Origin of the sequence: Modestobacter marinus (genome assembly GCF_019799945.1) — a bacterium.
Taxonomy (GTDB): domain Bacteria; phylum Actinomycetota; class Actinomycetes; order Mycobacteriales; family Geodermatophilaceae; genus Modestobacter; species Modestobacter marinus_B.
Genome location: NZ_JABGCH010000005.1, coordinates 60158 through 76904 on the forward strand (window position 1 = coordinate 60158; position 16747 = coordinate 76904).

20 protein-coding genes and 1 riboswitch are annotated in these 16747 nt (G+C 75.2%); of the genes, 14 read left to right on the plus strand and 6 right to left on the minus strand.

All coding sequences use genetic code 11. The features are described from left to right. Positions 1–45: 45 nt before the first annotated feature. Positions 46–849 (minus strand): MBL fold metallo-hydrolase, encoded by an 804-nt coding sequence (locus tag HK417_RS06685; protein WP_222264660.1) that lies wholly within the window; start codon positions 847–849, stop codon positions 46–48. A 121-nt stretch (positions 850–970) separates the two neighbouring features. On the opposite strand from HK417_RS06685, the gene HK417_RS06690 reads away from it, so the two are divergent. Both HK417_RS06690 and HK417_RS06695 read left to right on the plus strand, forming a co-directional pair. Then, the gene (locus HK417_RS06690) at positions 971–2485 is read left to right on the plus strand and encodes a TldD/PmbA family protein (protein WP_222264662.1); all 1515 of its coding nucleotides are present in this window, start codon (positions 971–973) and stop codon (positions 2483–2485) included. Further along, positions 2482–3870: a metallopeptidase TldD-related protein gene (locus HK417_RS06695; RefSeq protein ID WP_222264664.1), complete on the plus strand. Its 1389-nt coding sequence runs from the start codon at positions 2482–2484 to the stop codon at positions 3868–3870. Before HK417_RS06690 ends, HK417_RS06695 begins: the two co-directional genes overlap by 4 nt. 12 nt (positions 3871–3882) lie before the next feature. Here HK417_RS06695 and HK417_RS06700 read toward each other — a convergent pair whose 3' ends face one another. Next, positions 3883–4068 carry a hypothetical protein gene (locus tag HK417_RS06700; protein WP_222264666.1) on the minus strand — a complete coding sequence of 62 codons (186 nt, stop codon included), beginning with the start codon at positions 4066–4068 and terminating at the stop codon, positions 3883–3885. A gap of 76 nt (positions 4069–4144) precedes the next feature. Beyond that, a riboswitch (ZMP/ZTP riboswitch) is annotated at positions 4145–4227 on the plus strand. 19 nt (positions 4228–4246) lie between these two features. On the opposite strand from HK417_RS06700, the gene HK417_RS06705 reads away from it, so the two are divergent. From HK417_RS06705 to HK417_RS06720, 4 genes are all read left to right on the plus strand, one after another. Beyond that, the gene (locus HK417_RS06705; RefSeq protein ID WP_222264669.1) at positions 4247–5689 is read left to right on the plus strand and encodes a glycine hydroxymethyltransferase; all 1443 of its coding nucleotides are present in this window, start codon (positions 4247–4249) and stop codon (positions 5687–5689) included. Positions 5690–5918: 229 nt separating this feature from the next. Continuing rightward, on the plus strand, positions 5919–6224 hold the full coding sequence (locus tag HK417_RS06710) for a hypothetical protein (protein WP_222264671.1): 306 nt from the start codon (positions 5919–5921) through the stop codon (positions 6222–6224). Between the two features lie 128 nt (positions 6225–6352). Beyond that, on the plus strand, positions 6353–6832 hold the full coding sequence (locus HK417_RS06715; protein WP_261326032.1) for a hypothetical protein: 480 nt from the start codon (positions 6353–6355) through the stop codon (positions 6830–6832). A gap of 130 nt (positions 6833–6962) precedes the next feature. Beyond that, positions 6963–7967, plus strand: coding sequence for a C40 family peptidase (locus tag HK417_RS06720; protein ID WP_222264673.1), 1005 nt, complete (start codon positions 6963–6965; stop codon positions 7965–7967). Between the two features lie 118 nt (positions 7968–8085). Here the strand turns inward: HK417_RS06720 and HK417_RS26105 are convergent, their stop codons facing one another. Continuing rightward, positions 8086–8664 (minus strand): YdeI/OmpD-associated family protein, encoded by a 579-nt coding sequence (locus tag HK417_RS26105; protein ID WP_308123418.1) that lies wholly within the window; start codon positions 8662–8664, stop codon positions 8086–8088. A gap of 123 nt (positions 8665–8787) precedes the next feature. On the opposite strand from HK417_RS26105, the gene HK417_RS06730 reads away from it, so the two are divergent. The 5 genes from HK417_RS06730 to HK417_RS26395 all read left to right on the plus strand — a co-directional run bounded on the left by HK417_RS06730 (position 8788) and on the right by HK417_RS26395 (position 11877). Then, a complete protein-coding gene (locus HK417_RS06730; protein WP_222264677.1) occupies positions 8788–9543 on the plus strand; it encodes a histidine phosphatase family protein in 756 nt (251 codons plus the stop codon). After that, positions 9524–10414 (plus strand): NAD(P)H-hydrate dehydratase, encoded by an 891-nt coding sequence (locus tag HK417_RS06735; RefSeq protein WP_222264679.1) that lies wholly within the window; start codon positions 9524–9526, stop codon positions 10412–10414. The genes HK417_RS06730 and HK417_RS06735 overlap by 20 nt, the downstream gene beginning before the upstream one ends. Before the next feature lie 117 nt (positions 10415–10531). Next, positions 10532–10714 (plus strand): hypothetical protein, encoded by a 183-nt coding sequence (locus HK417_RS06740; RefSeq protein WP_222264681.1) that lies wholly within the window; start codon positions 10532–10534, stop codon positions 10712–10714. 11 nt (positions 10715–10725) lie between these two features. Then, the gene (locus HK417_RS06745; protein WP_222264683.1) at positions 10726–11256 is read left to right on the plus strand and encodes a gamma carbonic anhydrase family protein; all 531 of its coding nucleotides are present in this window, start codon (positions 10726–10728) and stop codon (positions 11254–11256) included. Between the two features lie 3 nt (positions 11257–11259). Next, positions 11260–11877 carry a sigma factor-like helix-turn-helix DNA-binding protein gene (locus HK417_RS26395; protein ID WP_222264685.1) on the plus strand — a complete coding sequence of 206 codons (618 nt, stop codon included), beginning with the start codon at positions 11260–11262 and terminating at the stop codon, positions 11875–11877. A gap of 21 nt (positions 11878–11898) precedes the next feature. Here the strand turns inward: HK417_RS26395 and HK417_RS06755 are convergent, their stop codons facing one another. Further along, a complete protein-coding gene (locus HK417_RS06755; protein ID WP_222264687.1) occupies positions 11899–12990 on the minus strand; it encodes a fatty acid desaturase family protein in 1092 nt (363 codons plus the stop codon). A 191-nt stretch (positions 12991–13181) separates the two neighbouring features. On the opposite strand from HK417_RS06755, the gene HK417_RS06760 reads away from it, so the two are divergent. Further along, positions 13182–14213, plus strand: coding sequence for an alcohol dehydrogenase catalytic domain-containing protein (locus tag HK417_RS06760; protein ID WP_222264689.1), 1032 nt, complete (start codon positions 13182–13184; stop codon positions 14211–14213). A gap of 30 nt (positions 14214–14243) precedes the next feature. Here the strand turns inward: HK417_RS06760 and HK417_RS06765 are convergent, their stop codons facing one another. Next, on the minus strand, positions 14244–14747 hold the full coding sequence (locus HK417_RS06765) for an SgcJ/EcaC family oxidoreductase (RefSeq protein ID WP_222264691.1): 504 nt from the start codon (positions 14745–14747) through the stop codon (positions 14244–14246). After that, positions 14747–15280 carry a MarR family winged helix-turn-helix transcriptional regulator gene (locus HK417_RS06770; RefSeq protein WP_222264692.1) on the minus strand — a complete coding sequence of 178 codons (534 nt, stop codon included), beginning with the start codon at positions 15278–15280 and terminating at the stop codon, positions 14747–14749. The genes HK417_RS06765 and HK417_RS06770 overlap by 1 nt, the downstream gene beginning before the upstream one ends. Before the next feature lie 33 nt (positions 15281–15313). Here HK417_RS06770 and HK417_RS06775 point away from each other — a divergent pair, with 33 nt between their 5' ends. Next, positions 15314–15634 carry a hypothetical protein gene (locus HK417_RS06775; RefSeq protein ID WP_261326033.1) on the plus strand — a complete coding sequence of 107 codons (321 nt, stop codon included), beginning with the start codon at positions 15314–15316 and terminating at the stop codon, positions 15632–15634. A 62-nt stretch (positions 15635–15696) separates the two neighbouring features. Next, positions 15697–16746 (plus strand): adenylate/guanylate cyclase domain-containing protein, encoded by a 1050-nt coding sequence (locus tag HK417_RS06780; protein ID WP_222264694.1) that lies wholly within the window; start codon positions 15697–15699, stop codon positions 16744–16746. Position 16747 lies beyond the last annotated feature (1 nt).

Sequence of the window (16747 nt, forward strand, 5' to 3'; positions counted from 1 at the left end):
CTGCCGCACCGAGGGCAGAAGTGGCCACTTCTGCCCTCTCCGCGGTCAGGCGCGGAGGGAGACGGTCTGGCCGCGGGTGACCGTGCGCACCTCACCCGGCGCGCGCCGCTTCGCGACCTCGGCGACGAAGTCCCCCAGCGGGCTGGTGAAGACCGAGTAGTCGTCGAAGTGCACCGGCACGGTGACCGGCGGCTTCAGCAGCTCCACCAGGTCGGCGCCCTGCCGGCCGTCCATGGTGAGCAGGACGCCGGCGATCCGGGTGCCGCCCAGGTGCGGGATGAGCACGTCCAGCGGACCGCACCGCTGCAGCAGCTCGCCGAGGAACGGCCGGTAGAGGGTGTCGCCGCTGATGAACCCCCGCCAGGTGACCTCCCCGCGGTGAACCAGCTCGAGCACGCTGCCCATCACCTGGGGGAGCAGCTTGTCCAGGAAGCCCGGGCCGTGCACCCCCGGGACGCTGGTGACCCGGAGGGTGTCCTCGCCCCGGCTGATCGCGTGGGTCTGCCACGGGCGCAGGTCCGCGGTCGCGGTGAAACCCCGCCGGTCGAGGCAGCGCGCGGCCTCCGGCGTGGTCACCACCGGGGTCTCCTTGGGCAGGGAGCGGGTGGCGACGCGGTCCCAGTGGTCGCCGTGCATGTGGCTGAGCAGGACGGCGTCCAGCTCCGGCAGCAGCGCGGGCACCAGGGCCGGGTCGGTGAGCCGCTTGCTGCGCAGCCCGTACCCGAGGTGGGCCCGCTGCCCGCGGTGCAGGAAGTTCGGATCGGTCAGGAGGGTGAAGGGCCCGAGCCGCAGCAGGGTCGTCGCGTTGCCGCCGAAGGTCAGGGTGACGTCGTCCCGCGGTCCGGTCATGGTCGCCCGCCTACCCGGCCGCCGCTCCGTCATGCGCGGGGGCCGGCCGGCGGGCGCCGGTCGGTAGCCGTGCTCACCATTCCCGTCGTTCGCGTCGGTCCGGCCTGGTAGACACGGACCCGTGCCACCACCCCGCTCGGTCGACGAGTCCTTCCTCGCGCTGCCGCTGTCCGCGCTCACCGAGGCCGCGCTCACCCGCGCCGTCGACCTCGGCTGCGAGCACGCCGACCTGCGGGTCGAGCGCATCCGCACGCAGTCGCTGAGCCTGCGCGACGCCCGCCTGGAGTCGCTGGTCGACGGGGAGGACCTCGGCCTCGCGGTCCGGGTCGTCCTCCAGGGCACCTGGGGGTTCGCCGCGGGCGTGGTCCTCACCGCGGCCGAGGCGGTGCGCCTGGCCGAGGAGGCGGTCGCCGTCGCGACGGTGTCCGCGGCGATCAACACCGACCGGGTCGAGCTCGCGCCCGAGCCGGTGTACGCCGACGGCGAGTGGGTCTCGGCCTACGAGGTGGACCCCTTCGCCGTCCCGGACGCCGAGAAGACCGCGCTGATGACCGAGATGTCCGAGCGGCTGCTGGCCGCCGACGGCGTCGAGCACGTGCAGAGCAGCGTGCTGCAGGTCAAGGAGCAGAAGTACTACGCGGACACCGCCGGCACCCGCACCCGGCAGCAGCGGGTGCGCATCCACCCGGAGTTCACCGCGCTCACCGTCGACCGGGCCACCGGGGCGTTCGAGTCGATGCGCACGCTTGCCCCGCCGGTGGGCCGCGGCTGGGAGTTCCTCACCGGCGACCACTGGGACTGGCGCGGGGAGCTCGCCGAGATCCCGGAGCTGCTGCGGGAGAAGACCAAGGCGCCGTCGGTCGAGCCCGGCCGGCACGACCTGGTCGTCGACCCCTCCAACCTGTGGCTGACCATCCACGAGTCGATCGGCCACGCCACCGAGCTCGACCGGGCGCTGGGCTACGAGGCCGCCTACGCCGGCACCTCGTTCGCCACGCCCGACAAGCTCGGCACCCTGCAGTACGGCTCGCCGCTGCTGAACGTCACCGGTGACCGCACCGCCGAGCACGGCCTGTCGACCGTCGGCTGGGACGACGAGGGCGTCGCCGGCCAGCAGTGGGACCTGATCCGCGACGGCGTGCTGGTCGGCTACCAGGTGGACCGCAACACGGCCGCCAAGGTTGGGTCACCCCGGTCCAACGGCTGCGCGTTCGCCGACTCGGCATCGCACGTGCCGGTGCAGCGGATGGCCAACGTCTCCCTGCAGCCGGCGCCCGACGGGCCGTCCACGGAGGAGCTGATCGCCGGGGTCGAGCGGGGCATCTACGTCGTCGGCGACAAGAGCTGGTCGATCGACATGCAGCGCTACAACTTCCAGTTCACCGGTCAGCGGTTCTACCGGATCGAGGGCGGCAGGCTCGCCGGGCAGCTGCGGGACGTCGCCTACCAGGCGACGACCACGGACTTCTGGGGCTCGATGCGCGTCGTCGGCGGACCGTCGACCTACGTGCTCGGCGGCGCCTTCAACTGCGGCAAGGCCCAGCCCGGCCAGGTCGCGCCGGTCAGCCACGGCTGCCCGAGCGCGCTGTTCGAGAACATCACCATCCTCAACACGACCCAGGAGTCCGGCCGATGACCCGCATGGTGGCTCAGGAGGTCGTGGAGGCCGCCCTCGACGCGTCGACGGCGGACGGGCAGGTCACGTTCGTCGTCGAGAGCTCCGAGGCCAACCTGCGCTGGGCGAGCAACAGCCTCACCACCAACGGGGCGATGCGGTCCCGGCAGGTGGTGGTCATCTCGTTCGTCGACGGCGGCACGGGGATGGCCACCGGCACCGTCGCCCGCACCGGCTCCCCGGACATCACCGAGCTGGTCGCCGCCAGCGAACAGGCCGCCCGGGACGCCGGTCCGGCCGAGGACGCGATGCCCCTGATCAGCGAGGCGCCCGAGGGGTCCGGCGGCTGGGACGCCGAACCCGCCGACACCTCCATCGGGGTGTTCGCCGACTTCGCCCCCGCGCTCGGCGAGGCGTTCGGCGAGGCGCGCGACCGGGACGAGCTGCTGTTCGGGTTCGCCGAGCACTCGATGGCCACCACCTACCTGGGCAGCTCCACCGGCCTGCGGTTGCGGCACGACCAGCCCGCCGGCCGCGTCGAGCTCAACGGGAAGAGCTCCGACTTCGCCCGCTCGGTGTGGTCGGGGGTCGGCACCCGGGACTTCACCGACGTCTCGGTCGCCGACCTCGCCGCCGAGGTGCGCCAGCGGATGGCCTGGTCGCAGCGCCGGGTGGAGCTGCCGGCCGGGCGGTACGAGACGCTGCTGCCGCCGTCCGCGGTCAGCGACCTGATGATCTACGCCTACTGGACGATGGAGGCGCGGGACGCCGACGAGGGCCGCAACGTCTACGCCAAGGCCGGCGGCGGGAACCGGATCGGCGAGCGGCTGGCCCAGCTGCCGCTCACCCTGCGCAGCGACCCGTACGCCAAGGGCCTGGAGACCACCCCGTTCCAGGTGGTCGGCTCCTCCTCCGGGTCGGCGTCGGTGTTCGACAACGGCATGGCCACCCCGGCGGTGGACTGGATCCGCGACGGCGTCCTCACCAACCTGATCCGGCCGCGGGCCTGGGCGCTGAAGCAGACCGCGCCGCCCACCGCCGCCGTCGGCAACCTCATCCTCGAGGACCCGGACGCCACCGCGTCGCAGGCGGAGATGATCGCGGGCACCGAGCGCGGGCTGCTGCTCACCACGCTCTGGTACATCCGCGAGGTCGACCCGCAGACCCTGCTGCTCACCGGTCTCACCCGGGACGGCGTCTTCCTCGTGGAGGACGGCGAGGTCACCGGCGCGGTGAACAACTTCCGGTTCAACGAGTCCCCGGTCGACCTGCTCGGCCGGGTCACCCAGGCCAGCCGCACCGAGCGGACCCTGCCGCGGGAGTGGAACGACTGGTTCACCCGGGCGGCGATGCCCACGCTGCGGGTGCCGGACTTCAACATGAGCTCGGTGTCCCGCGCGAGCTGACGCGCGGGCGGGTCAGCGCTCGCCGCGGCCGGTCTGCTCCGGGTCGGGGACCGACGTGGCCACGGCCGGGTCGACCGGGTCGCCGGTGGGCTCGGGGTCCAGCGTCGCGGGGTCCCGGGTGGGGATCGGGGCATCCGACGGGGTGTCGGTCTCGCCGCGGCCGGGCGAGGAGGGGGCTGACTCAGGAGTCGTGGACATGCCGGCTGCGTACCCGCCCGGCGGGCGCCCCTCACCTGGGGCCCCTGGTGGACGGCGGGGCCACCTGGCTACCCTCGTCGCGGGCCGTGACTGGCGCAGACAGGTGGACCACCACCGGGGAGCGGCCCCGTGGACGTGCCGCGCGCCTGGGCTCCCCGAACGTCGACGAGGAGAGCCCGTGACCAGCACCGACACCCGCGAGACCGCCGCCTTCGCCAGTGCCCTGGACGTCATCGCGCAGGTCGAGCCGCGCATCGCCGCGGCGATCGGCCAGGAGCTCGCCGACCAGCGCGACAGCCTCAAGCTGATCGCCAGCGAGAACTACGCCTCCCCGGCCGTCCTGCTGGCGATGGGCAACTGGTTCAGCGACAAGTACGCCGAGGGCACCCCGGGACGGCGTTTCTACGCCGCCTGCCAGAACGTGGACACCGTCGAGCGGCTGGCTGCCGAGCACGCCCGGGAGCTGTTCGGCGCCGAGCACGCCTACGTCCAGCCGCACTCGGGCATCGACGCCAACCTGGTCGCGTTCTGGTCGATCCTCGCCCACCGCGTGGAGAGCCCCGCCCTGGCCGAGGCCGGGGTGAAGAACGTCGACGCGCTGACGGAGGCGGACTGGCAGCAGCTGCGCCGCGCGCTGGGCAACCAGCGGATGCTCGGTATGTCCCTGGACGCCGGCGGGCACCTCACGCACGGCTTCCGGCCGAACATCTCCGGCAAGATGTTCGAGCAGTCCAGCTACGGCACCGACCCGTCCACCGGGCTGATCGACTACGCCGCGCTGCGCGAGCGGGCCCGGGAGTTCCGGCCGCTGGTCCTCGTCGCCGGCTACTCCGCCTATCCGCGGCTGGTCGACTTCGCCGCGATGCGGGAGATCGCCGACGAGGTGGGCGCCACGCTGATGGTCGACATGGCCCACTTCGCCGGGCTCGTCGCCGGCAAGGTGCTCACCGGGGACTTCGACCCGGTGCCGCACGCCGGCGTGGTCACCACCACGACGCACAAGTCGCTGCGCGGCCCCCGCGGCGGCATGGTGCTGTGCACCGAGGAGTTCGCGCCCTCGGTCGACCGCGGGTGCCCGATGGTGCTCGGCGGGCCGCTGCCGCACGTGATGGCCGCCAAGGCGGTGGCGCTGGCCGAGGCACGCCGGCCCGAGTTCGCCGGCTACGCGCAGCAGATCGTCGCCAACGCCCGGGCACTGGCCGAGGGGCTGCTGCGCCGCGGCGTCCGGCTGGTCACCGGCGGCACCGACAACCACCTGGTGCTCGCCGACGTCGGCGCGGGCGGGCTGACCGGCCGGCAGGCCGAGGCGGCCCTCCTGGACGCCGGGCTGGTCACCAACCGCAACGCCGTCCCGGCCGACCCGAACGGGCCCTGGTACACCAGCGGCATCCGGCTGGGCACCCCGGCGCTGACCACCCGCGGGCTGCGGGAGGACGAGCTGGCGGAGGTCGGGGACCTCATCGCCGACGTCCTGGCCGCCACCGAGCCCGACGGGGACTCGAAGGTCCGCTACCGGCTGGACCCGCAGGTCGCCGAGCGGGTGCGCGCCCGGGCGGCGGAGCTGCTCGCCGTCCACCCGCTCTACCCCGAGGTGCAGCTGGACCTCGCGACCCGCGGGTGACCACCCCGGCGCCGGACGTGGACGTCCCGCGCCGTCGGTGACCAGGAGGAGGGCTCCGGGCGCGGGGCTGCCGGGGTGCGCGGGGCGGGTGTGGCAGGAGCTCAGTCGCGGACGACAGAAGCGGCGCGGGTTCCCGGGTGTCGCCGTCCTCAAACCTCGAGCGCGGCTACTTTTTTCCTGACGCCGACGACGACCACCTGCCCCCGGCAGGACGGCGAGGGGAGCCTCCATGACACACCGCCAGAAGCCCTCGATCTTCCAGCTGGGCAAGGTCCACGACAACGGCCCGGCCGTGGTCGTCTCCGGCTGGGGGCTGGGCATGTGCGCCTCCAGCTGCCGGTGTCACCGCAACCCCGAGGACGGCCAGCTGGCGCTCGCCGAGGACCAGGCCGCCGGTCAGCTGGGCCTGCGCAGCTTCGCCGACGCCGGCGACTGCGACTGCTGCGAGCCGTGGACCTCCAGCGAGCTCTCGGCGATCCTGCGCGACGTCGCGGTGCTCGAGGCACTGCAGGCCCAGGAGCCCTCGATCGGCTGATCAGCCGCACGAAATCCCCGGCGGCAGGCCGGGACCGCATCGGACGAGCCGTCCGCCGGGGAACCGGCGGGCGGCTCGTCGTCGTCCGCGTCCGGTTCCCCCGGCGCCGGGTCGGGTAGCCCGCCGGCATGTGGGCACGGGCAGCGCTGCGCGGCGCAGTGGCCGGACTGGTCGGCGTCGCGGCGATGACGGCGGGCGAGAAGGTGGAGCAGGCGGTCACCGGGCGGCCGGACTCCTACGTGCCGGCCCGGACGCTCACGGCGCTGACCACCGGACGGCGGCTGCCGGAGTCGGCGCGGCCGCCGGTGCGCAACCACCTCATGCACTGGGGCACCGGCGCGGCGGTCGGGGCGCTGCGCGGGATCTGGTCCGCGGCCGGGCTGCGCGGGTGGCGGGCCTCGGCCTGGCACACCGCCGTCCGGCTGGCCGTCGACCAGACCCTGGAGAACGTCACCGGGGTCGGCGCCCCGCCGTGGACCTGGTCGCGTCAGGACCAAGTGGTCGACGTCGGGCACAAGGCGGTCTACTCGTTCGCCACCGGAGCGGTCGCCGACCGGATCGTGCCGTCGGCGCGCAACGGGAGGGGCAGGCGGGGCCTGTGGGACTGAGGACGACGCTGGACTGATCGGTCCCGGCGCGTTCGGCGGAGCCCAGAGCAGCGGTCTCCTTACGGTCCGTTCCGACGCGCGCAGTTCCCTGCCCCCTCTCCGGGTGCGACAGTGCGCACCTGGAGGCCCGGTGACCCGCTCGACCACCCGCCGGTGGACCCGCGGCGCGGCGCTGGCGCTGAGCGCGGGTGCCGCGGCGATCGTCCTCGTCCCCGTGTCGGCCTCGGCCGCGCCGACGACGATCGAGGAGGCCCGCCAGTCCGTCACCCAGGCGGCCCAGGAGCTGGAGGCGATCGGGGAGCAGGTCAACGAGGCCGCCACCGCCGCGCAGCAGCAGCAGTCCGTGGCGACCGAGGCCGCCACCGCCGCCGCCACCGCCCAGGCCCAGCTCGGCCAGCTCCAGCCGGCGCTGGCGGCCATCGCCCAGGCCGGGTACATCGGGACGACGCATGGCCAGCTCGCGGCCTTCCTCACCAGCGGCTCCGTCGACGACCTGGTGCAGCAGCTGACCACGCTCGACGAGCTCGCCGACCACGCCGACGACGTCGTGGCCGCCGCGGCCGCCGCCCGCACGACGGCCGAGCAGGCCCAGCAGGCCGCCACCGACGCCGCCGTGGCCGCGGAGACCGCCGCCGCCGAGCTGGCCGCCCGGCAGGAGCAGCTCGAGGACGACCTCGCCGGATACCAGGCGGACCTCGCCCGGCTCTCGGCCGCCGACCAGGCCCGCGTGCAGCTGGCGGTCGCCGGCCCGGCGGTCGTGGCCAGCGCCGCCCCGGCGCCCACCGCGGCGGCCGGGTCCGCCGTGCAGACGGCGCTGGCCCAGCTGGGCGACGCCTACCGGCACGCCGCCACCGGTCCGGACGCCTTCGACTGCTCCGGGCTGACGATGTACGCCTACGCCGCCGCCGGGATCACGCTGCCGCACTCCAGCGCCGCGCAGTCCCGGGTGGGGGTCCCCGTCGCGCGCGCCGACCTGCAGCCCGGTGACCTGGTCTTCTTCTACAACCCGATCAGCCACGTGGGCATCTACATCGGCAACGGCCAGATGGTGCACGCCAGCGTGCCCGGCCGCCCGGTCGCGGTGACCAGCGTGGACAAGGGCGGCTACGTCGGCGCCCGCCGCGTCACCGGCTGAGCCGTCCGCCCGTCGCGGTGATCAGGTGACCTGAGCACCGACTGTCCTCCCGCACCAGCGTCGCTGCGGGAGGACGGCGTTCGACCAGGTCACCTGATCCACGCTGGGCACCTCGCCGTCAGTGCAGGCGGCGGCCCTCCGCGAGGAGCTGCACGCAGGCCGCGATCCGCCGGGCCCGCGTCTGTGGTGTCGCCGCGGTGTGCACCCGCCACAGCACGGCGTACCGGTTGGCGCCGTCCAGCCCGGCGAACGCCTCCTGCGCGGCCGGCTCGGCGGCCAGGGCGGCGGCCAGGTCGTCGGGGACGGTGATCGTCGCCGGCCCCGCGTAGGCGCGGTCCCACCGCCCGTCGGCCTGCGCCGCCTCCACCGCCGCGAGCCCGGCCGGCCGCATCCGGCCCTCCTCGAGCAGGCGGGCGACGGTCTCCACGTTCCGCTGCGACCACACGCTCCGAGGCCGGCGAGGGGTGAAGCGGACGGTGTACCAGTCGTCGTCCACCCGGTTGGACCGCCCGTCGATCCAGCCGAAGCAGAGGGCCACCTCCACGGCCTCGGCCATCGTCACCGACGGCACCCCGGCCGAGCGCTTGGCCAGCCGCAGGAACAGGCCCGGCGCGCGGTCGTGCTCGGCGGCCAGCCACTCCTCGAGGTCCGCGGCGGTCGGGAAGGCGCGGGTGGGGAACTGGCTGTCGTTGGGCACCCGGTCATGGTGGTGAGCCGGGCCGGGCCCGTCCAGGTCCGCCGGCGCCGGTTTCACCGGCGGCATGCCCGGCTACGGGGGACCGGACGACGCCGAGGACCGGCGGCGGGATCGGGGAGGCACATGGCGCGGGAACCAGGCCCGGCGGCGTTGTGGCTGGTGCGCCACGCGGAGAGCATGGGGAACGTCGCGGACGCGGCCGCGCACGACAGCGGCGCGGGCCGCCTGGAGCTCGACGTCCGTGACCCGGACGTCCCGCTGTCCCCGACCGGGGAGTCGCAGGCGGACGCGCTGGGCCGCTGGCTGGCAGGCATGCCCGAGGACGAGCGCCCCACCACGGTCCTGAGCTCACCGTTCACCCGCGCCGCCACGACCGCGCAGCGGGCCCTCGCCGCGGGCGGGCTGGACCTGACGATCCGGTACGACGAGCGGCTGCGGGAGCGGGACTTCGGCGCCTTCGACGGCATGACCGGAGCCGGGATCCGGGCGGAGTACCCGGACGAGGCCCGCCGCCGCGGGCTGCTCGGCAAGTTCTACTACCGCCCGCCGGGCGGGGAGAGCTGGGCCGACGTCGCGCTGCGGATCCGCAGCCTGCTCGCCACCGAGGCGCTGCGGCACGACGGCGAGCGGCTGCTGTGCGTCTCCCACCAGGCGGTGCTCATGGTCTTCCGGTACGTCCTGGAGGAGCTGTCCGAGGCGGCGCTGCTCGAGATCGACCGGGGGGAGCCGGTCGCCAACACGTCGGTGACCCGCTACGTCCGCGGGGACGGCGGGTCCTTCGGGCTGGTCGAGTACAACGCCGTCACCCACCTGGCGGCCGACGAGCACGACGCCGGCGCCCCGGTCACCGAGGAGAACGATGTCCCGTCCCCGGCGTGAGTCGACGCTGGTCACCGCCAAGGTGCTCCGCGGCTGGCGGCTGCCCGAGCCGACGGGGGGCAAGGACTCGCGCGGGTCGGTCCTCGTGGTCGGCGCGAGCACGGAGACCCTGGGCGCGGTGCTGCTCGCCGCCGAGGCGGCGCTGCGTTCCGGCGCGGGGAAGCTGCAGGTCGCCGTCCCGTCGAAGGTGGCGCCGCACGTGTCCATCTCGCTGCCGGAGGCGCTGGTGCGGGGGCTGCCGTCGACCGAGGAGGGGGCCATCCGCGCCTCGTCGGCCGAGCTGGTGCTCGACCTGGCGCAGAAGGCGTCGGCGGTGCTGATCGGCCCGGGCATGGCCGACGAGGCGGAGACGCGGGGGCTGGTGGAGGCGCTGCTGCCCCAGCTCGAGGGTCCGGTCGTCCTGGACGCGCTCGGCCTCGCCGCCGTCACCGCCGACCCCAGCTGCGGGCATCACCTGCAGGGCCGCGCCGTCCTCACCCCGAACCCCACCGAGCTCGGGATCGCGTTGCACGTGGAACACGACGACCTCGCCGACGACCCGGCCGGCGCCGCCCTGGAGCTCGCGGACAAGGCGCGGGCCGTCGTGGGCCTGGGTGGGGAGACGAGCTGGATCGCCGCCCCCGACGGCCGGCTGTGGGAGGACGAGACCGGCGGAGCCGGGCTGGGGGTGTCCGGGTCGGGTGACGTCCGGGCGGGCATCGTCGCCGGGATGCTGGCCCGTGGCGCCGAGCCTGCGCAGGCCGCCGTCTGGGCGGCCTACGTGCACGGCCGGGCGGGGGAGCGGCTGGCCGCGCGGGTCGGTCGGCTGGGGTTCCTCGCCCGCGAGCTGCCGCCGGAGGTGCCGCGGGTGCTCGCCGAGGTCGATCTCTGACCGCCGCCCGGTATCCGGTCACTGTCGCCGTGCAGCTGTTCACGGGTGCCGTGGCCGGGCCCCCGCTGAGCGACGTCGTCGTCAACCGCCGGGACGACGGCACCGAGGGTGCTCCGGGTGCCGGCCGGCGACCCCACCACCGTGCCCGGCTACATGCTGCGCCTGGTGCAGCGGCAGCTGGAGGAGCTCGACCTCGCCACCTTCCACGCCGAGTGGGCACCCGAGGCCCGCGACCGAGTGCCCGAGGGGCGTGCGGTAGACACGACCTCTCGCCGTGGGACCGGCCCGCGGAACGCGTGAGGAGCAGCAGGGTGGCTGACCACTACATCGGCGGACTGGACTTCGGGGCCCCGGAGATCGACGAGCAGGCGTTCGTGGCGCCGACCGCGGTCGTGGTCGGCAAGGTGACCATGGGTCCGCGGTCGAGCATCTGGTACGGGGCCGTGGCCCGGGCCGACGCGGAGGTCATCGAGATCGGCGCGGACTCCAACGTGCAGGACGGCTCCACGCTGCACAGCGACCCCGGGTTCCCGCTGGTGCTCGGCGATCGGGTCACCGTCGGGCACGGCGTGGTGCTGCACGGCTGCCGGGTGGACGACGAGGTGCTGGTCGGGATGGGCAGCACCGTGCTCAACGGCGCGCACATCGGCACCGGGTCGATCATCGCGGCCGGCGCCGTGGTCACCCAGGGCACCGAGATCCCGCCGAACTCCCTGGTCGCCGGGGTGCCGGCGAAGGTGCGCCGGCAGACGACCGAGGACGACGTCGCCGCCATCAAGGCGAACGCGGTCAGCTACACCGACCGGCTCGACCGGCACCGCGCCGTCCGCCGGCTGTCCTGACCCGTGTCCGGCGACGGCCCGGACGCGGGCGGGCAGGTGACCGGGCTGCTGCGCGCGGCGTACCTGCTCACCGGCGACCGGGCCGCCGCCGAGGACCTGCTGCTGGCCGTGCTGGTGGCCGCGGGTCCGGGAACGGGCGACCGCCGCCGGCTCGTCGCCGAGCACCTGCGCCGCAGCCGGCGCCAGGTGGTCGGGGAGGCCACCGCGGCGTTCAGCTGGCCCGGTGCGACGCAGCCGGCGGCACCCGGCCCCGGCCCGGTGGCCGCGGCCCTCGCCCGCCTGCCACCGCGGACGCGGGCGGTGCTCGTCCTCCGGTACGGCGAGGACCTGCCCGATGAGGTGGTCGGTCCGGCGGTCGGCCGGCCGGCGGCGGCCGTGGCCGGGCTGACCGACCAGGGCCTGACCCGGCTCGGGGAGCTGCTCGGGGAGCCGGACGTCGAGGCGGCGCTGCGCCGGGACCTGTCGCGCCGGGCCGCCGAGGTCGACGGGGCGGCACCGGCCGGGCTGCTCGACCGCGTGGCGGCCGACCGCCGGGCGCAGCGGAGCCACCGCGCCGGCCTGGTGGCGCTCGCGGTCCTCGGCGCCGCCGTCGTCCTCCTCGTGCTGCTCACGGTGGGCTGAGGCGCGTGCGCCGGCCGGCGGTCAGACGCGGTACTGGCGCACCAGGGGGCAGCTGAACGGGTCGCGCTCGGCCAGCCCGACCTGGTTGAGGTACTTGACCACGGTGGCGTAGGAGCCCAGCAGCGACGTCTCCGTGTAGACCACTCCGGAGCGGGCGCAGAAGTCCCGGACCAGCGGCTGGGCGCGCTTCAGGTTGGGGCGCGGCATGCTCGGGAACAGGTGGTGCTCCACCTGGTAGTTCAGGCCACCCATGAACAGGTCGGTGAACCGGCCGCCGCGGATGTTGCGCGACATCAGCACCTGGCGGCGGAGGAAGTCGATCTTGGCCTGCTCCGGCACCAGCGGCATGCCCTTGTGGTTGGGCGCGAACGACCCGCCGAGCAGCACACCGAAGACCGCGAGCTGGACCCCGATGAAGGCGGCGGCGATGCCGGCCGGCAGCAGCAGGAAGACGATCGCCACGAACGCCGCCAGCCGGACGCCGATGATCCCGAGCTCCAGCCACCGGTGCGGCATGTCCTTGCGCTGCCACAGCGTCTGGATGCTGGCCACGTGCAGGGCCACGCCCTCCAGGGTGAGCAGCGGGAAGAACGCCCAGCCCTGACGGCGGGTGAACCACGCGGCCACCCCGGTGCGCCCCCGGGCGGCCTCGGGGTGGAAGGCCAGCGGGCCGGGGCCGATGTCGGGGTCCTTGCCGACCTGGTTGGGCGCGTTGTGGTGCTTGTTGTGCTTGCCCATCCACCAGCCGTAGCTCAGCCCGGCGAAGCCGCAGGACAGCACCCGGGCGGCCCAGGCGTTGCCCGCGTGGGAGGCGAAGACCTGCCGGTGGGCGGTGTCGTGTCCGAGGAAGCCGAACTGGGTGCAGACGACGGCCAGGACGGCGGCCAGCGCCAGCTGCCACCAGGTGTCCCCGAGCAGGACGACGGCCACCCAGGTGCCCGCGAAGGCGGCGACGGTCAGGGCGATGACCCCGAGGTACCAGCCCCGCCGGCGGTTCAGCAGCCCGGCGTCACGCACCTGCCGGGAGAGCTCGGCGTACTCGCTGACCTGGCGGTCGCGGGCGCGGCGGACGGTGGCCGCTCGAGGGGACGCCTCGAGTGCAGATGAGGTCATGGGTGCTCTCTGGGAGGGGGCCCCGCTGGACAGGGCGGTGCCGGTCGATCCGGCTGGATGGGTCCGCGCTACCGCCTGGTTTGAGCACCGCGTGCCCCTGACGGTAGGTGGCACACGACCGGTCCGCCACGCGGGCGGCGGATCGCCGACCAGGTGGCCGGGAGCCGGTTCCCACCGGGCAGGCTGTCGGTGTGCGCGCGCTCGTGTTCGAGGAGTTCGGCGGTCCGCTGACGGTGCAGGAGGTCCCCGACCCGCGGCCGGGCCCGGACGGCGTGGTCGTGCGGGTCGGGGCGAGCGGGATCTGCCGCAGTGACTGGCATGCCTGGTCGGGGCACGACCCGGACGTCGACCTGCCGCACGTGCCCGGTCACGAGCTGGCCGGCACGGTGGCCGCGGTCGGTGCGCGGGTGCGGTCCTGGGCGGTGGGCGACCGGGTCACGGTCCCGTTCGTGTGTGCCTGCGGGCGGTGCGGCCCGTGCCGGGACGGCGACGGGCAGGTGTGCCTGCGCCAGACCCAGCCCGGGTTCACGCACTGGGGCTCGCTGGCCGAGTACGTCGCGCTCGACGCCGCCGACGTGAACCTGGTCGCGCTGCCCGCGGACCTGCCGTTCAGCACCGCCGCGAGCCTGGGCTGCCGGTTCGCGACCGCGTTCCGTGCCGTCACCGGGGTCGGCCGGGTGCGGCCGGGGGAGTGGGTGGCGGTGCACGGCTGCGGCGGGGTGGGGCTCTCGGCGGTCCAGGTCGCGGTCGCCGCCGGAGCCCGGGTGGTCGCCGTCGACGTGGCGCCGGGCGCGCGGGAGCTGGCGGCCGCGTTCGGCGCGGAGCACGTCGTCGACGGGACGGCGGCCGACGTGCCCACGGCGGTCGTCGAGCTCACCGGCGGCGGCGCCCACGTCTCCCTCGACGCGCTGGGTGCCGCGGTCACCTGCGTCAACTCGATCCGCAGCCTGCGCCGGCGCGGGCGGCACGTGCAGGTGGGCCTGCTGCCCCCGGTGCTGGGCCGCCCGGAGGTCCCGATGGACGCGGTGGTGGCCGGGGAGCTCGCCGTGCTGGGCAGCCACGGGATGGCCGCCGCCGACTACCCGGCGATGCTGTCCCTCATCTCCGCCGGGCGGCTGCGCCCGGAGCTGCTGGTCACCCGGGAGCTCGCGCTGGCCGACGCCGGGCCGGCGCTGGCGGGGGTGGGCGGCGAGCCGGGCATCGCCGTCGTCACCGCGTTCTGAGCACGGCTGACAGGGGTGGTGGAGCCGTGCTCAACGCCCGCCCAGGGAGTGACCGATCCCGAGCGCGCGGGCCATCGCCGTCATCGCCCGGGACATCCGGGAGGGCATGGACGCCGGCTCCGGGATGGTGACCGGCCGGACCCGCCCGTTGTGCAGCGCGGCGATCCGCCACGCGCCGTCCTCTCGCACGGCGACGAGCGTCTGCCGCGAGAGCCGCCGCTTCGGCAGGCTGGCCCGCCAGGGCATGAGCACGGAGCCGGTCGCGTGCAGGACGGCGACGTCGGGGCGCAGGTGGCGGATCGACTCGACGCGGCCGACGAGCGCGGAGCCGGTCAGCACGCCCCGGAACAGCCGGTCGTGGTTCTCGACCATGGCCTGTCGACCTCGCGCGTGGGTGCCGTCGTAGGACACGTAGTCGCTGTCCTCGGTGAAGCACGCCCCGTAGGCGGCCGCGTCGCCGGCCGTCCAGGCCGCGCACATCCGGTCGAACAGCTCGGTCAGCGTCGCATCTGCAGCCCTTGCCACGATCGTCATCAGACATCCTCCTTCGCTCGCCTCGGACGAGAGGGCCGGCGTCCGGCGGCGCGGCCCGCTCCACTGAGGAGCGCGCGGCCGCGGAGCCGGGTGGTGCGCTCCTGGAGCTCATCGGTTGCGCGGACCAGGAAGGTCAGCACCGCGGCGACCTGGTCCGGGGTCATCCCGACGATGAGGCGGTCGAGTGCCGGACCGTTCTCCTCGAAGACGGCGGCGACCTCCCCGACCCGCTCCGGGACGGGTTCCAGCAGTTGCCTCCGTCCGTCGGTCGGGTCCGGACGGCGACGCAGGAAGTTGGCCGACTCCAGTCGGTTGACGACTCCGGTGACGGCGCCCGTGGTGAGCCCGGTCATCGCGGCGAGCCGGCTGCCGGTGAGCTCGCCGTGCTGTAGCAGCAGGTCGAGGCACTTGTGGTCGGAGGGCCCGAGCCCGAGCCGCTCGGCGATGGCGTGGTGGTAGAGCACCGTGGCCGTGCTGTGCCGGCGCGTCACCTCTGCCAGGCGCTCCACCTCCACGTCGGTCTGTCGAGCCATCCGCCTCACCATCTCGCTTAGAATCTAAGCGAGATGGTGACACAGATCGCCATGGTCCTGTCAACCCTCGGAATCGGCGCGCTGACCCGCGGGCGGCACGTGCAGGTGGGCCTGCTGCCCCGGTGCTGGGCCGCCCGGAGGTCCCGACGGACGCGGTGGCCGCCCGGGGAGCTCGCCGTGCTGGGCAGCCACGGGATGGCCGCCGCCGACTACCCGGCGATGCTGTCCCTCATCTCCGCCGGGCGGCTGCGCCCGGAGCTGCAGGTCACCCGGGAGCTCGCGCTGGCCGACGCCGGGCCGGCGCTGGCGGGCGTGGGCGGCGAGCCGGGCATCGCCGTCGTCAGCGCGTTCTGAGCCGCCGCGCCCGGCGCGGCGACTCGCGGGACGACCCCTGCGCGTGCCCCACACTCGGGAGGGTGCAGGACGAGGGCGAGGCGCGCCCCACCCCGACCGCCGCCGCGGTGGACCGGCTGTTGCTCGGGGGTGGTCGCCGGTACACCCGGGCGCAGGTGGCCGAGCTATCCGGCATGCCGCCGGACCGCTTCCAGCGGCTGTGGCACGCCCTGGGGTTCGCCGAGGCCGCCGAGCGCGACGTGGTGTTCACCGACAACGACGTCACCGCGCTGCGCACCCTCGCCGATCTCGTCGACGCCGGGTTCGTGGCCCCGGGCACCGAGGCGTCGTTCGCCCGGGCGCTGGCGCAGCCGCTCGCGCGGCTGGCCGACTGGCAGACGGCCCTGCTCACCGGCGCCCTGGCGCGTGACCGCGCCGGGCGGCCGGACGGGCCGGACCCCGCGCCCGGGGACGTGCCGCCCGCGGCCGAGGCGTTGATGACGCTGCTGGGCGGGGTGCAGGACTACGTGTGGCGCCGGCACCTGGCGGCCGCGGTCGAGCGGGCGCCGACCGCGCCGGCCGCCGGCGAAGTGCGCGTGCTGGCGGTCGGCTTCGCCGACCTGGTCGGCTACACCACCCGCACGCGCGGCATGAGCGGCGCCGAGCTGGGCGACATGGTGGAGGACTTCGAGGCGACCGCCGCCGAGGTGGTCGCGCGCGGTGCTGGCCAGGTGGTGAAGAACGTCGGGGACGGCGTGCTGTTCACCGCCGCCGACCCGGCCGCCGCGGCGGAGATCGGGCTGTCGCTGCCCGAGCGGTGGGCGGCCGGGGACCGGCCGCCGCTGCGGGTCGGCCTGGCGCACGGCCGGGTGCTCACCCGGCTCGGGGACGTCTACTCGTCGGTGGTGAACCTGGCCAGCCGGCTGACCACGGTGGCCCGCGCCGGCAGCGTGCTCGTCGACCGGGAGCTGGCTGCCCGGCTGCAGCGGCACCCCCGCTACCGGGTCGTGCCGCTGCAGCGCCGCTCGGTGCGCGGCTTCGAGGACCTGCAACCGTGGCTGGTCAGCCGCCGCAGTGGCGACGACGAGCCGCCGGACGGGGACCCCGGCCCCACCGCGGACCTGCCCGGCTGAG